This window comes from Rhodovulum kholense (assembly GCF_003053725.1).
Lineage (GTDB): Bacteria > Pseudomonadota > Alphaproteobacteria > Rhodobacterales > Rhodobacteraceae > Rhodovulum > Rhodovulum kholense.
The window spans coordinates 18034-30992 of the sequence record NZ_QAYC01000003.1; the positions used below are offsets into that span (position 1 = coordinate 18034).

Genomic DNA, 12959 nt, shown 5'->3' on the forward strand with positions numbered 1-12959 from the left:
GTAGCCCCTTTACTGTGCCGCGGTGGCCGCGGCCGTGCCGAGATCGTAAAGCGACGCTGCGAGCTTCTGGATTTCGCGGCGGAGCGGCGACTTGGCCGCGGTCTCGGCCAGGGTCAGGCCGTGATCGCCCGCCTCGGTGACCGCCTTGCCGCCGTCGGGAAGCTGGATCTCGATGTCGATATCGAGGCTGTCGGCCAGTCGGCGGACCCGGCTGCGACCCGACAGGTCGGTGAATTTCGGCGCCCGGTTCAGCGCATAGCGCACCCGTTCGCGCGGGAGCCCTTCGGATTTCAGCACCCGGATCACGCGCAGCGCGTTCTGGGCCGAGCGCATGTCGAGTTCCAGCAACGAGAAATAGAGATGCGACTGGGTGATCACCGTCTCGGTCCAGTTGACCAGGGTCTTCGGCATGTCGACGACCACGAATTCGAACTGCGAGCGTGCCATGTCGATCAGCGCGTTCACCTCGGGCGGCCCGATGATGTCGAGCGGCAGGATGTCGGAGGGCGCGGTCAGCACATGCAGGTCGCTTCGGTAGCTTTGCAGAGCCTGCAGGAAACTGTCGCCGTCCATCGCGCCGATATCGGACAAGAGTTCGAAGACCGCATCCTTGCGCGGCAGGTCCAGATAGGTCGCGGTCGAGCCGAATTGCAGGTCGAGATCCAGCAGGCAGACCCGGCCGCCCGACTTGCGCGCCGCAAGCGCCAGTTCCCAGGCGAGGTTGACCGCGAAGGTCGAGGCGCCGACCCCGCCTGCCAGACCCTGCACCGACAGCACCACGCCGTCCCGGTTCGAGCGCGACAGCCTGGGCGCGGCGGGATCTGCGGGAGCAGGCGCCGCGGGGGCCGCGGCCGGGGTCTGGCGCAACCGGACGATGGCCTCGTGCAACGCCCCCTCGGGCAGCGGGTAGGGCACGAAATCGTCGGCCCCCATCCGCATCAGCTGGTGCAACGCGATCGGGCTCAGTTCTTCTGCGATGACCAGCACGCTCAGCCCGCGCTGCTTGGCGGCGCGGACGATCTCGCCGATGGCCGCGATGTCGGCCTCATCGGCATCGTCGACCGCGACCGCGATGAACTCGATGTCCTGCGCCTCGGGCTGGTCGAAGAAGCCGCGCGCCTCGTCGAAGGCAATATCGCCCCAGCCGCCGCCCAGCTCGGCTTCCATGTCCTCGATCAGAAGATCGAAATTCTGGATGTCCCGCGACACCGTGCAAGCCCGGATCGGGGCCTGGTCGGGTATCGACGCTGGCATGCTCGTCATCGTTCCCACATCCTTCCACGCAGACCGGGCAGGGCGGGCGGCCGACCGCTTCTGCCCCGTTCGCGCGCGACTCACTTCGTGCGCGCACGTTGGTCCATGGTCCAAGCGTGAAGAACAACTTGGGCAACATTACGGCCCGAGGTGCTGAATTGTTCGAAAAACCTTCAATCCGCGGCCCACGCGCGGCTGGTCCCCGCGCGGGAGTTAGTGCGGGGGTTAGTCCTGCGCGGCGACGTCTGCGGGTTGAAGCGTGGGCTTGGGCTGCGCGCTGTCGAGATAGGCCCGGTAGCTGCGCGCCATGTACTTGCCATCGATCGTCATCGGGCGCGGGCGCAGGAAGGCCGCGACCTCGGTCACGGTGCGGCGGTTCAGTCGCTCGGGCCCCTCGGTATGGACCAGCGGGCGGGTCTCGCCATAGGAGACCACGGCCTGCAGCCGCGCGCGGGGCACGCCGCGCGCCACCATATAGGCCACTGCCGCCTGTGCCCGCCGCATCCCGAGCGCCTTGTTGTAGGGCGCGCTGCCGACCTTGTCGGCATGGCCGTAGACCCGGAAGACCACGAAGGGATAGCGCAGGATCCAGGCCGCTTGCCGGTCGAGCGCGGCCTGTGCCGTGGCGTCGAGGGCTGCGCTGTCGAAGGCGAAGGTGACGGTGCTGGGCACCTCGGCGGCGAAACGGCGGGTCATGTCGATGGCCATCGCCCGGTCGGACGTCATCACCATCTGGTTGGTCATCGTGGCATTGCCAAAGCTGCCATCGTCCAGCGCATCGCCCGCGGGCCGGTTGAAATCGGCGATCTGGCGGGGGCTGCAGGCGGTCAGCGCCAGTGCGGCGCCCAGGGTCACGAAGGCAAGGCGGGCACGCATGGGCCTACTCCATCACATAGCCGTAGGAGCCGCCGAAATCCTGCCGCGCGACCTCGCCCGCGGCGCCCGAGCGCGGGGTGCGCGGCGACGACAGCCGGCCGTGAAGAAAGAGGTCGCGCTCGCTTGGCGGGGCCACGCGGTCGGTCGGCAGGGCCAGCGTCTCGCCGCGCGTGGGCGAGACCAGATGCGCGGTGACGATGATCACCAGTTCGCTCTGGTCGCGCTGGTATTCGGAACTGCGGAACAGCGTGCCCAGGATCGGCACGTCGCCAAGCCACGGCACCTGGCCCTTGAGGCTGGCGAAATCGTCCTGCAAGAGGCCCGCGACCGCGAAGCTTTCGCCGTCATGCAGCTCGACCGTGGTCGAGGTCGAGCGGGTCGAGAACCCGCTGATGATGATGCCGTTGTTGTTGAAGGTCACGGAGGGGTCGATACTGCTGACCTGGGCGTTCATCTCGAGGTTGATATTGTTGCCCACCACATTGGGGATGAAGTTCAGCGAAATCCCGAAGGGCTTGAACTCGACCGTGACGTCGCCATCGCCGCCGACCACCGGGATCGGATATTCCCCGCCCGCAAGAAAGCTGGCCGCCTGGCCCGACAGGGCGGTCAGGTTCGGTTCGGCCAGGGTGCGGACGAAGCCCTTGGTTTCCAGCGCTTCCAGCAGGACCGCGAATTGCAGATCGCCAGCGCCGATGCCGATCGAGAACACGCCGTTGCTGCTGCGCGACCGGGCCGGCGTGGTCGACGGATCGCCGTCGAAGAGATCGCCGAGGTTGGTGCCCTCGGTGATGGTGTTGGTGCCGCCCGCAAAGCCCAGGTCGCCGCCATTGGTCAGGCCCGCGACCCCGAGGCTGGTGCCGAGGCTTTTCGACACGGACCGGTTCATTTCCGAGAACCGGACCTTCAGCATCACCTGCTGGGTGCCCCCGACATTCAGCAGGTTCGAGATCCGTTCCGGCGCATAGCGCGAGGCAAGATCGAGCGCCCGGTCGATCACCGTCTTCGAACTGACCGTGCCCGAAAGAACCAGCCCGTCATTGGCCGCGCGCACCTCGATGGGTTCGCCCGGCAGCACCTCGCGCAGCCGTTCCTTGAGTTCGCTCATGTCGGGGGTCACCTGGACCTCGACATTGGTGATCAGCGTGCCGTCGGGCCCCAGGAGCGTCAGCGTGGTGCGTCCGGGCGACTTGCCCAGCACATAGATGGTGCGGTCGGAAAGGGTCGAGATATCGGCGATCTGCGGGTTCGAAATCGACAATTCGGCGAAGACCTGATCGCTTTCGACCACCACCGCGCGGTTCATCGGAACCGTGAGCTTGCCGGTCGCCTGACCCTCCAGCGTTCGCAGGGTCTGCGCTCCGGCCTCCGGCGGCAGGGCCGGAATCGCGGCAAGACCAAACAGTCCCGCCGCGAGGATGGTCCGAAATCTCATGTGACCCTGCCTTTCCGATCACGCCTCACGAGGGGTCTTTCGCCTCTTTTGGCGGTCAGGATGCGGCAAGGCCGTTTTTTTTGCAATCATTGCGTGCCGTCACAGGAAGCGGCCTGTGGGTATCTCGCAACAATCGCCCCTGTTGGCTGGCCTCGGAAATGCACGCAAGGGCTGTATAGTGCCGCTCTGTCCTTGGCCCCGGCCTCCCGTTCCTATCATGCCGGCCGAAGGGCGGAACTTCTGTCTGCGGCCGGTTTGGCGAATGGGGTCAGTTCGTGCAGGGGATTTCGATCTCGACCACTTCCGACCCGCGGCGGGTTCGAATTGTGCAGATCCGCTTTTGTTCGGGGGCGACTTCGGGGGCGTCCTCGATGCCCAGCAGAGCCTTTTGGTCGACCTCGACCGCCTCGGCCACGACATCGTCATTGGCGCCAACCAGCGACAGCGACAACCGCCCGCTCGACTGCGCCTGGGCGAGCGAGGCGACCTGTTGCGGCGAAGCCTCGACCGTGACGGTGCGCGCGATCACCGGCCGGGTGGTGTCCTCGTCGGCGATCTGGTCGATGGCGATCAGGCGGATGCCGGTGTCGATCAGCTTGGTCACCTGTTTCGACTGGCTCTCGCCGGTCCAGTAGACATCCACCCGGTCGCCCGGCCGCAGGAAGCCCGAAACGCCGGAGCTGACATCGACCCGGATCGCGAAGGCGCGCATGCCCTTGGTCAGGCGCGAGGTGATACCGGCATCGGCGCCGGGATCGGTGACCTTGACCCGCAAGAGCGGTTCGCCCGCCTCCATCGCGCGCAGGACGGTACGGAATTGCGGCTGGCCTTCGGGAAACAGCTCTTCCTTGGTCTGGAACACGCCTTCGGGCATCGAGTCCTTCGGCCAGAGCACCGGGCGCAGGTTGTCCAGCGTGATCTGCTGGCCATAGCGCAGCGGTTCCCTGGCGACGACCACAGGTTCCAGCGCGACCTGCTGGGCCTGGGCGGCGCGCGCGGCAGCCAGTTCGCGTTTGGTCTGGTCGAAATAGCCCTGGGCCATGTAGACCGCGAACCCTGCCAGACCGAGCCCCAGCAGAAGGACCAGTCCGAAGATCAGGCGCATGGCATGTCCTTTCGTCGCCGATCCGCGACCCCGGCGCTGGCCGCGGAGTTTCCTTCGTTCTTTTGATTTGCCACGGTAATGCGGCAATCCCCGGGGGATCTTGGCGACGTCCGGTGGATATTCAGTTAAAGATCGAGGGTATCACTCTCCGGTTCTAAAGCAGCGCGCGGCCTCCACATCAGCGCAGGCCTCTAGCGAAGAGACAGCAATGAGGGCCGCTTCTGTGGGCAGCGACCCTCCTTAGACGTCTATGTGGTCCTCTTAGTCCGGGGTGTTGTCAGTGGCGTCGCTGCCCCAGCCGAGGTTCGACAGGCTGGCAACCGTCCCGGAAGACAGCGAGGAAGCGATGTTGTCGCCGAGGCTGTTCACGCCGCCGCGAACCGTGCCCAGAACGGCAATGCCGAGGCCGACGATGGCGGCGGTCAGCACGACCCAGTCGACGGTGACGGCGCCGGACTCGTCCTTGGCGAAGGTCTTGAAGAGTTTGAAGAGTTTCATGGGGGTCCCTCCAGAAGGATGCTCGCTCAATTCAAATGCCCTTGGGTGAAGGGCCGGACCCCCAGCAATGGGGCCGCAACCGCTTCGACCCGGTCATAGGGCCACCGGAATCGGGCAAGAGTTGGGCTGGGCCTTGGCAATTTCTGCCCCAGCGGAAAAAGACCATCGAAACCTTGGGAATTGATCAAAAATGCAATAACAATTGCCTTGAAAACTCTCTGTATGCAGGACGGGCCTGTCGGGTCCGTGCCGCAAAGCGGAAATGCAAAGAACCGCAAGGTCGGGCAGGGCAGAGCATGCGGCGTCATCTGGAAGGTCTGGTTCTGGCCGGGCTGGTTCTTGCCAGCGCGGGCGCGGCGCCCGGACCGGTGCGGGCCGAGCCGCCGCCCTGGCCAGAGTTCACCTTCCGAAGGGTCAAACCGCCCGCCCCCGGTGCGTCACGACGCATCACCGTTCAGATCGAGCCGCGCGCGACCGTGGTACCGGCCGCATTGGGCCCGCCGACCGCTCCGCTGGCGCGCGCGCCCGACGCTGCGGCCGAACCGCCCCCCGGCAACGCGGCGCAGCCGGGGCCGGCCTGGTTCTGGTCGCGAGTGTCGCCCGCGTTGAGCGACAGCCGGCCGGGGCGGCTGGCGCCCGCGCTGGAGGCACTGGGCGAGGCACCGCCCGGCGAAGCGGTGCGCGCGCCCCGGCTGCAGCTTTTGCAGGACATCGCCGAGGCCCATGGCCGCGCGATCCTGTCGGCCACGGTCGGCACCCGGGTCTCGCCCGCGCTGGCGCTGGCGGTGATCGGGGTCGAAAGCGGCGGGCGCGGCAGGGCGCTCAGCCCGAAGGGGGCGCTGGGGCTGATGCAGCTGATACCCGCCACCGCCCGGCGCTTCGGCGTGGCCGATGCCGCCGATCCCGTCGCCAATATCCGCGGCGGCGTTGCCTATCTCGACTGGCTGATGGGCGAATTCGGCGGCGATCCGGTGCTGGTTCTGGCCGCCTATAATGCCGGAGAAGGGGCGGTGCGCGCCCATGGCGGCGTTCCGCCCTATCTGGAAACGCGCGATTATGTGCCGAAGGTGCTGGCAGCCTGGGCGGTGGCCCGGGGGCTGTGCCGGACCCCGCCCGAGCTGATCAGCGACGGCTGCGTGTTCCGGGCCAAGGGCAGGGGATAGGATGCAACGCCAGAAACCGCTGGTCCTCGACGTCGACGGGACCTTTCTGAAGACCGATCTCGGGCTTGAATGCTTCTGGAACGGCCTCGGCCGCGCGCCGCTAGAGACGCTCAGGGCGACGGCCATGCATCTTCGCGACCGGGCCGGGCTTTGCCGCGAGCTGGCGCGGATCGCTCCGCCCCGGGTCGACCTATTGCCGCTGCGGCCCGAGATGGCGGCCCGCGCGCTTGAGGCCTGCGAGGCCGGGCGGCCCGTGGTGCTGGCAGGCGGGGCCGATCCGGGGCTCGTCGCCGCCCTGGCCAGCCATTACGGATTTTGTGAAGAGGGCCTCGGCGCAGAAGGGGCAGCCGCGCCCGAGGGTGGCGCCAAGGCGCGGGCTCTGGTCGAACGCTTCGGGCGTCGCGGTTTCGACTATGCCGGCGCGCGGGCCGCCGACCGTCCCGTCTGGCGCGAGGCCGACCGGGCGTTGCTGTTGGGGCGGCAGCACCGGCTGGCGGCCGAACTGTCGGCGGCGGGCCATCCGGTCGAAGAGATCCCGGCGGGCTGGAAGCTGCGCGACCTGGGGCGCGCGCTCCGACCGCATCAATGGGTCAAGAACGTGCTTCTGCTGCTGCCCGCGCTGGCCGCGCATGATTTCCGGCCCGAAACGCTGGTGCTGGTGCTTATGGGCATCCTGGCCTTCTCGGCTGCCGCGTCCTGCATCTATATCGTCAACGATCTGCTCGACCTCGAGGCCGACCGGCTGCACGAAACCAAATGCCGCCGCCCCTTTGCCTGCGGCAATGTGCCCATCGGCGCGGGCATGGCGGCGGGCGCGGCACTGGCGCTGGTGGCCCTTGGAGTCGGCGCGGCGCTCGGGCCGCCCTTCCTGACGGTGGTACTTCTCTATATGGCGCTGTCGCTGGCCTATTCGCTGCGGCTCAAGCGGATGCGCTGGGTCGATATCGCGACGCTTGCCGCGCTTTACACGATCCGCGTGGTGGCGGGGGCGGCGGCCAGCGGAGGCGAGGCGTCCTTCCTGATGCTGGTCTTCGTCTTTCCGGTCTTCGTGACGCTGGGCTGCGTCAAGCGGATGACCGAACTGGCCCGGGCCGAGACCGACGAGCGCCTGCCCGGCCGGGGCTATGGCCGGGGCGACCGGGGCGATCTGCTGAACATGGCGGGGCTCGGCGTGGTGGGGGCGCTGGTGGTCTTCGTCGCCTACAGCTTCTCTGCGCAGGCCGAGGCGCTTTACCAGACCCGCTGGCTGCTATGGGCGGCGGCCGTTCCGCTGGCGGTCTGGCTGGTCCGGATGGTCTGGCTCGGCTATCGCGGACAGCAGGATTACGACCCCATCGTCTTTGCGCTCCGCGACCGGGCGGGGCTGGGGCTGATCTTCTTCGCGCTGTCCTTCATGTTCTACAGCGCCGGGCTCTGGCAGCGCTGGTTCGGGTTCTGAGCCGCCCGGCCGCAGGGGCCGGACGGCGCCGGTCTCAGACCGAAAGCTTCTTGAATACCCGTTCCGGGATCAGCCGGATGATGCCCATGATCCCCATCCAGAAAAACGGCGTGTAGATCACGTTGCGCTGTTTTTCCAGCGCGCTCAGGATGTCTGTGGCCACCTTGTCGGGCGAGGCCACCAGAAACATCCCCTCGATCCCCCAGGTCATTGCGGTATCGGTAAAGCCGGGCTTGACCGTCAGCACATGCCCGCCCGCGCGGCCCAGCCGGTTGCGCAGCCCTGACAGATAAGTGGCAAAGGCCGCCTTGGCCGCCCCGTAGACATAGTTGCCGATCCGCCCGCGGTCGCCCGCGACCGAGCCCACGCCGATGACGGTGCCCGCGCCGCGGGCCTCGATGATCGGGGCCAGCCCCTGCAGCACCCGGGCCGGGCCGGTAAAGCTGTCGGTGACGACGCCCTCGATCAGGCCGGGATCGGCGTCGATCTCGGCCTGGGGCGGCATCGAGCCCACGAAGACCGCGGCCGAGACCGTGCCCTCGCAGGCCCCGGCCCGGGCAAGGATCGAGGCCACGCAGGCGAGGTCGCGCGCGTCGAAACGGATGGTTTCGGCGAAGGCCGCGCCCCGCACGCGCGCATCGGCCGCGTCGCGTTCGAGATCGCCAAGATCCCGCCCGGCAAGGATCAGCCCGTCGCCGCGCGCCGCCAACCGGCGCACCAGCGCCCGTGCCATCGAGGACGAGGCCCCGAGAACGATCCAGGTCTCTGCCATCACGCGCTCCTCAGTTTCAGCCGCCGCACCAGATCGGTGGCCAGACGCCCCGCGGGATCGGCCTTGGCGACCTCGGCGCGCCAGGCCTCCAGTTCGGGATACATCGCGGCCATGCTTTCGGGCCGCGCCAGGGCGTCCTTGGCCAGATAGATCCGCCCGCCTGCGGCAATCACTTGATCCTCGAGCCGCGCGTAAAGCGCTGGCACTCTGGCGCGGGCAGGCAGGTCGACGGCCAGCGTGTAGCCGTCCATCGGGAAGGACAGATGCCCGGCGCGGCCCGGCCCCATCCGTTTCAGGACCGCCAGCGGCGAGGCGACGCCGCCCCGCGCGATGGTGTTCAGGATTTCCTTCAGCGCGGGCGCCCGGTCGGCAGGCACCACGCATTGGAACTGGTGGAACCCGCGCTTGCCGTACAAGCGGTTCCAGCCGCTCAGCGCATCGAGCGGGAAGAAGAACTCGTCCAGCGCCCGGGTCCGCTTGCGCCCGCTGTCGGGCACGCCCGATCCGTACCAGCGGTTGAAGATCTTCACCACCGGCCAGGACAAGAGCGCCTGAGGCGCATCGAAGGGCACGGGCTTCGGCTTGCGCTCGGGGCCGGGGCGGGTGCCCTCGACCAGCGTGCCCTCTTCGAGGATGCCGCGCCCGAGGCGCTTGCGTTTCGCCGTCGCGTCGATCCAGCCCACCGCGAATTCGGCTTTCGACGCGTCGAGCGCGGCGATGAAGCTGTCGAAATCCCGCATCCGGGTTTCCAGAACCTTCATCCGCTGGCCCGGAATGGCCATCAGCTGCAGCCGCGCCGAAAGGATGGCGCCGGTCTGGCCCTGACCGCCCATCGTGGCGCGGAACAGGGCGGGATCGGAGGCCGGGCTCACCTCGCGCGGGCCTGCGGGCGTCATCAGCGTGACCGCCAGCACATGCTGCCCGAAGCTGCCCGCGCCATGGTGGTTCTTGCCATGGACGTCATTGGCGATGCAGCCGCCGATGGTGGCCAGCCCGGTGCCGGGCATCACCGCGGGCATCCAGCCCTGCGGCGCCAGCAGCTTCAGCAGCGCGCCGATAGTGGCGCCAGCCTCGACCTCGATCACGCCCGTCTCGGGGGCGAAGGCCAGAAGCCGGTCCATCCGCTTCATCTCTGTCGCGGCGCCGCCGTCGTTCAGCGCGCCGTCGCCATAGGACCGGCGATTGCCGATCGCGGGGCCGCCTTCGGCCAGCGCGTCCTTCAGGGCCGAAACCCGCTCTGGCCGGGCGATCCGCCCCTTGGCCCGAAGGGCCCGGCCCCATCCCGCGTAGTCAGCGGTCTTCCACTGCATCAGCCGTCCTTTTCGACATCCGTTCCGCCACCGGAAAGACCAGTGCGCCGATCCCGATCGCAAACCACAGCGTGGTGACCCGGATCACCGCCGTGGCCGCGACCGAAGTCTCCAGCGGCAGTCCCTCGAGCGCAAGAAGCGCAATCATCGCAGCCTCGGCACCGCCCAGACCGCCCGGCGCGCCGGTCAACCCGCCCGCCAGCGTGGCGAAGACGAAGATCCCGACGGCCTTCCAGAGCCCGATATCGGCTCCGAGCCAGACCAGCAACAGGTGGAAGGCATAGCCCTCGGCCATCCAGCCCAGGGACCCCAGCAGGATCGAGGCCGCAAGGACCCGGGCGTCGGTGAACTGTCCCAGCGTCCGCGCCATGCCGCGCAGCCGCCCGAACAGCCGGGGCCAGCGGCCGACGATCCGGTAGCCGCGGGTCACCAGCGCGGACATCAGCCGCCCATGGGTTGCCACCGCCGCCGCCGCCAGCGCCAGCGCGGCCACCGGAATCGCCCCGGCGATATGGCCCGAGGACAGCGCCAGCGCCGCGCAGAGGATCAGTGCCATCGCCACCAGATCGGCGGCCCGGTCCATCACGAACAGGGGGGCCGAGCGGTCGAGCGACAGCCCGGTCTCGCGCCGGATCCAACGCACCCGCACCAGCTCGCCCAGCCGCCCCGGCGTCGCGATCATCAGGAAGCCGCCCAGATAGTGGCGGATGTCGCGCCAGAGCCCGGGCGGCAGGCCGACCCGGCGGCCGAACAGGTTCCAGCGCAGCGACCGCAGCAGGTAATTGGCCAGCGACAGGGCCAGCAGCGCGGCCCCCTGCATCCAGCCGAGCCGTGCAAGCTGGCCCATGGTCTGGTCCCAGCCGGTGGCCGCGGCCAGGCCGGCAAGGCTGGCCAGCACCAGACTTAGAAGGCCGCCCATCAGCAGGGCATCGCGGAGGCGACGGGGGGTGGGCGCGGCGTCCGAGGCGGAGGGAATCTTTGTCATGGTCATCTCACCGGGCAGATAGCACGGGATTGCCGGAAGACTGCGACCCGATTTCCCGGAAACTAAAGATTGTCCGACACCTCGGCCCGGCTGGCTGATTTCTGACATTTGCATGTGCATCATCGCACCATTTGCACGCTAAACACAAGTTTTTGTGCGTTGAAATCGGGAAGGGCTCATGCCATTTATGCCTCATCGGACGGCAACAAGCCGTCATAGCAAGCACACAAGGAACGAAACGATGAAAACTCTTGCTCTTACCGCCGCCGCTCTTGTCGCCCTCTCTGCGCCGGTCTTCGCCCAGTCGCAGCTGGAACAGGACCTGAGCGTCCAGCCCGGCGCCTACTCGCTGAACCAGCTGATCGAGCTGAAAGCCGCCGCCGAGAAAGACGGCGTGAATGGCTGGGTGCGCTTCGACACGGCCGCGCCGGCGACCAATGTCAGCATGTCGAGCTCGGGCTATGCCGATGCGCGCGTCGCCCAGATCGTGGCCGCCCATGCGAAAGCCAGCGATAACGGCTACACCTCGGTCGTCGGCTACCGCGACAACGGCCCGGCCGCCGAGAAAATCGCCAACGCCCGCGTTGCCGAAATCGCCGCCGAACTGGCTGCGAACGCTGACTGATCTGCAGAGGGCAGGGCTCTGACGAGCTCCGTCCGGTCCGCACGGAAGGTGCCTGAGCGCACCGCCCGTGCCGGAGAGGCGAACCGCAAAAAGGCCGCACCGGGACACCGGCGCGGCCTTCTTCATGTCCGGCAGGAGGACCGGTCAGTCGACGATGCGGGCCTCGGTCGCGGCGCGGATTTCGTCCTCGGTGACGCCGTCCGCACATTCGACGATTCGCAGCCCGCCCTCGACCACGTCGAGCACGCCGAGATTGGTGATGATCCGGTTCACGACTCCGGTCCCGGTCAGCGGCAGGGTGCAGGCCTTCAGGACCTTCGACTCGCCATGCTTGTTGGTGTGGTCCATCACCACCACCACCCGGCCGACGCCCGCGACCAGGTCCATCGCGCCGCCCATGCCCTTGACCAGCTTGCCGGGGATCATCCAGTTCGCCAGATCGCCGTTTTCGGCCACTTCCATCGCGCCGAGGATCGCCATCGCGATCTTGCCGCCCCGGATCATGCCGAAGCTGGTGGCGCTGTCGAAATAGGCCGAATGCGGCAGTTCGGTGATGGTCTGCTTGCCGGCATTGATGAGGTCGGGGTCTTCCTCGCCCTCGATCGGGAAGGGGCCGATCCCCAGCATCCCGTTTTCCGATTGCAGCGTGACGTTCACGCCCTCGGGGATGTAATTGGCCACCAGCGTCGGAATGCCGATGCCGAGATTGACATACATCCCGTCCTTGAGTTCCTCGGCGGCGCGCGCCGCCATCCGGTTGCGGTCCCAGGCCATACCTATTCCCCCCTTTACGCCGCGCGCGTGGTGCGCTGTTCGATCCGCTTTTCGTGGTCGCCCTGGATCAGGCGGTGCACGTAGATCCCCGGCAGGTGGATCTGGTCGGGCTCGAGACTGCCCACCGGCACGATTTCCTCGACCTCGCAGACGCAGACCTTGCCGCACATGGCGGCGGGCGGGTTGAAGTTGCGGGCGGTCTTGCGGAACACGAGGTTGCCGGTCTCGTCGGCCTTCCAGGCCTTGACGATCGACAGATCCGCCACGATCCCGCGTTCGAGGATATAGGTCTCGCCGTCGAAGTCTTTATGTTCCTTGCCCTCGGCGATCACGGTGCCGACGCCGGTCTTGGTATAAAAGCCCGGAATCCCGGCGCCGCCCGCCCGCATCCGTTCCGCCAGCGTGCCCTGCGGGTTGAACTCCAGCTCCAGCTCGCCCGACAGGTATTGCCGCATGAATTCGGCATTCTCGCCCACATAGGACGAGATCATCTTCCTGACCTGGCGGGTCTGCAGCAGGAGGCCAATCCCGAAATCGTCGACGCCGGCATTGTTCGAGGCGAAGGTCAGATCCTTCGTGCCTGCCTCGCGGATCGCCTTGATCAGAAGCTCCGGTATGCCGCACAGCCCGAAACCGCCCGCGGCGATGAGCATGCCGTCGAACAAGAGCCCGTCCAGGGCCTCGGCGGCAGTGCCGTAGATCTTCTGCATGAAAGTCTCCCCTC

Annotated in this window: 13 protein-coding genes; 3 read left to right on the forward strand and 10 right to left on the reverse strand. The window is 67.7% G+C overall.

Annotation, left to right across the window (positions count from 1 at the left end; translation table 11 throughout):
• Nucleotides 1-9: 9 nt before the first annotated feature.
• From C8N38_RS04825 to C8N38_RS04845, 5 genes are all read right to left on the reverse strand, one after another.
• Complete coding sequence (locus tag C8N38_RS04825; protein ID WP_108024505.1) at nucleotides 10-1263, reverse strand: CpaE/TadZ family protein; 1254 nt, start codon at nucleotides 1261-1263, stop codon at nucleotides 10-12.
• Between the two features lie 216 nt (nucleotides 1264-1479).
• A complete protein-coding gene (locus tag C8N38_RS04830; protein WP_108024507.1) occupies nucleotides 1480-2130 on the reverse strand; it encodes an OmpA family protein in 651 nt (216 codons plus the stop codon).
• 4 nt (nucleotides 2131-2134) lie between these two features.
• Entirely contained in the window at nucleotides 2135-3565 is a 1431-nt protein-coding gene (locus tag C8N38_RS04835) for a type II and III secretion system protein family protein (RefSeq protein ID WP_108024509.1), read from the reverse strand.
• 268 nt (nucleotides 3566-3833) lie between these two features.
• The gene (gene cpaB / locus C8N38_RS04840) at nucleotides 3834-4670 is read right to left on the reverse strand and encodes a Flp pilus assembly protein CpaB (RefSeq protein WP_108024511.1); all 837 of its coding nucleotides are present in this window, start codon (nucleotides 4668-4670) and stop codon (nucleotides 3834-3836) included.
• Between the two features lie 261 nt (nucleotides 4671-4931).
• On the reverse strand, nucleotides 4932-5168 hold the full coding sequence (locus tag C8N38_RS04845; RefSeq protein ID WP_108024513.1) for a Flp family type IVb pilin: 237 nt from the start codon (nucleotides 5166-5168) through the stop codon (nucleotides 4932-4934).
• A 296-nt stretch (nucleotides 5169-5464) separates the two neighbouring features.
• On the opposite strand from C8N38_RS04845, the gene C8N38_RS04850 reads away from it, so the two are divergent.
• A complete protein-coding gene (locus C8N38_RS04850; protein ID WP_108024515.1) occupies nucleotides 5465-6331 on the forward strand; it encodes a lytic transglycosylase domain-containing protein in 867 nt (288 codons plus the stop codon).
• Between the two features lies 1 nt (nucleotide 6332).
• The gene (locus tag C8N38_RS04855) at nucleotides 6333-7769 is read left to right on the forward strand and encodes a UbiA family prenyltransferase (protein WP_108024517.1); all 1437 of its coding nucleotides are present in this window, start codon (nucleotides 6333-6335) and stop codon (nucleotides 7767-7769) included.
• Between the two features lie 34 nt (nucleotides 7770-7803).
• On the opposite strand, the gene C8N38_RS04860 is transcribed toward C8N38_RS04855, so the two are convergent.
• From C8N38_RS04860 to C8N38_RS04870, 3 genes are read right to left on the reverse strand one after another with little or no spacing between them, the layout of a single operon-like run.
• A complete protein-coding gene (locus C8N38_RS04860) occupies nucleotides 7804-8541 on the reverse strand; it encodes an SDR family NAD(P)-dependent oxidoreductase (protein WP_108024519.1) in 738 nt (245 codons plus the stop codon).
• A complete protein-coding gene (locus C8N38_RS04865) occupies nucleotides 8541-9851 on the reverse strand; it encodes an FAD-binding protein (RefSeq protein WP_108024521.1) in 1311 nt (436 codons plus the stop codon). Before C8N38_RS04865 ends, C8N38_RS04860 begins: the two co-directional genes overlap by 1 nt.
• Nucleotides 9832-10836 (reverse strand): lysylphosphatidylglycerol synthase transmembrane domain-containing protein, encoded by a 1005-nt coding sequence (locus tag C8N38_RS04870; protein WP_108024523.1) that lies wholly within the window; start codon nucleotides 10834-10836, stop codon nucleotides 9832-9834. Before C8N38_RS04870 ends, C8N38_RS04865 begins: the two co-directional genes overlap by 20 nt.
• A 241-nt stretch (nucleotides 10837-11077) precedes the next feature.
• On the opposite strand from C8N38_RS04870, the gene C8N38_RS04875 reads away from it, so the two are divergent.
• Complete coding sequence (locus tag C8N38_RS04875) at nucleotides 11078-11461, forward strand: hypothetical protein (RefSeq protein WP_108024525.1); 384 nt, start codon at nucleotides 11078-11080, stop codon at nucleotides 11459-11461.
• A 144-nt stretch (nucleotides 11462-11605) separates the two neighbouring features.
• On the opposite strand, the gene C8N38_RS04880 is transcribed toward C8N38_RS04875, so the two are convergent.
• Together C8N38_RS04880 and C8N38_RS04885 are read right to left on the reverse strand one after the other, a co-directional pair.
• A complete protein-coding gene (locus C8N38_RS04880; protein ID WP_108024527.1) occupies nucleotides 11606-12235 on the reverse strand; it encodes a 3-oxoacid CoA-transferase subunit B in 630 nt (209 codons plus the stop codon).
• A gap of 14 nt (nucleotides 12236-12249) precedes the next feature.
• A complete protein-coding gene (locus C8N38_RS04885; protein WP_108024529.1) occupies nucleotides 12250-12945 on the reverse strand; it encodes a CoA transferase subunit A in 696 nt (231 codons plus the stop codon).
• Nucleotides 12946-12959: the final 14 nt, after the last annotated feature.

What these genes read in the sequence shown, in the direction of transcription:
- C8N38_RS04835 (WP_108024509.1), bottom strand. Translation starts at nt 3,565, where the DNA reads ATGAGATTTCGGACCATCCTCGCGGCGGGACTGTTTGGTCTTGCCGCG.
- C8N38_RS04880 (WP_108024527.1), bottom strand. Translation starts at nt 12,235, where the DNA reads ATGGCCTGGGACCGCAACCGGATGGCGGCGCGCGCCGCCGAGGAACTC.
- C8N38_RS04850 (WP_108024515.1), top strand. Translation starts at nt 5,465, where the DNA reads ATGCGGCGTCATCTGGAAGGTCTGGTTCTGGCCGGGCTGGTTCTTGCC.
- C8N38_RS04875 (WP_108024525.1), top strand. Translation starts at nt 11,078, where the DNA reads ATGAAAACTCTTGCTCTTACCGCCGCCGCTCTTGTCGCCCTCTCTGCG.
- C8N38_RS04870 (WP_108024523.1), bottom strand. Translation starts at nt 10,836, where the DNA reads ATGACAAAGATTCCCTCCGCCTCGGACGCCGCGCCCACCCCCCGTCGC.
- C8N38_RS04855 (WP_108024517.1), top strand. Translation starts at nt 6,333, where the DNA reads ATGCAACGCCAGAAACCGCTGGTCCTCGACGTCGACGGGACCTTTCTG.
- C8N38_RS04885 (WP_108024529.1), bottom strand. Translation starts at nt 12,945, where the DNA reads ATGCAGAAGATCTACGGCACTGCCGCCGAGGCCCTGGACGGGCTCTTG.
- C8N38_RS04865 (WP_108024521.1), bottom strand. Translation starts at nt 9,851, where the DNA reads ATGCAGTGGAAGACCGCTGACTACGCGGGATGGGGCCGGGCCCTTCGG.
- C8N38_RS04825 (WP_108024505.1), bottom strand. Translation starts at nt 1,263, where the DNA reads ATGACGAGCATGCCAGCGTCGATACCCGACCAGGCCCCGATCCGGGCT.
- C8N38_RS04830 (WP_108024507.1), bottom strand. Translation starts at nt 2,130, where the DNA reads ATGCGTGCCCGCCTTGCCTTCGTGACCCTGGGCGCCGCACTGGCGCTG.
- C8N38_RS04860 (WP_108024519.1), bottom strand. Translation starts at nt 8,541, where the DNA reads ATGGCAGAGACCTGGATCGTTCTCGGGGCCTCGTCCTCGATGGCACGG.
- C8N38_RS04845 (WP_108024513.1), bottom strand. Translation starts at nt 5,168, where the DNA reads ATGAAACTCTTCAAACTCTTCAAGACCTTCGCCAAGGACGAGTCCGGC.
- cpaB (WP_108024511.1), bottom strand. Translation starts at nt 4,670, where the DNA reads ATGCGCCTGATCTTCGGACTGGTCCTTCTGCTGGGGCTCGGTCTGGCA.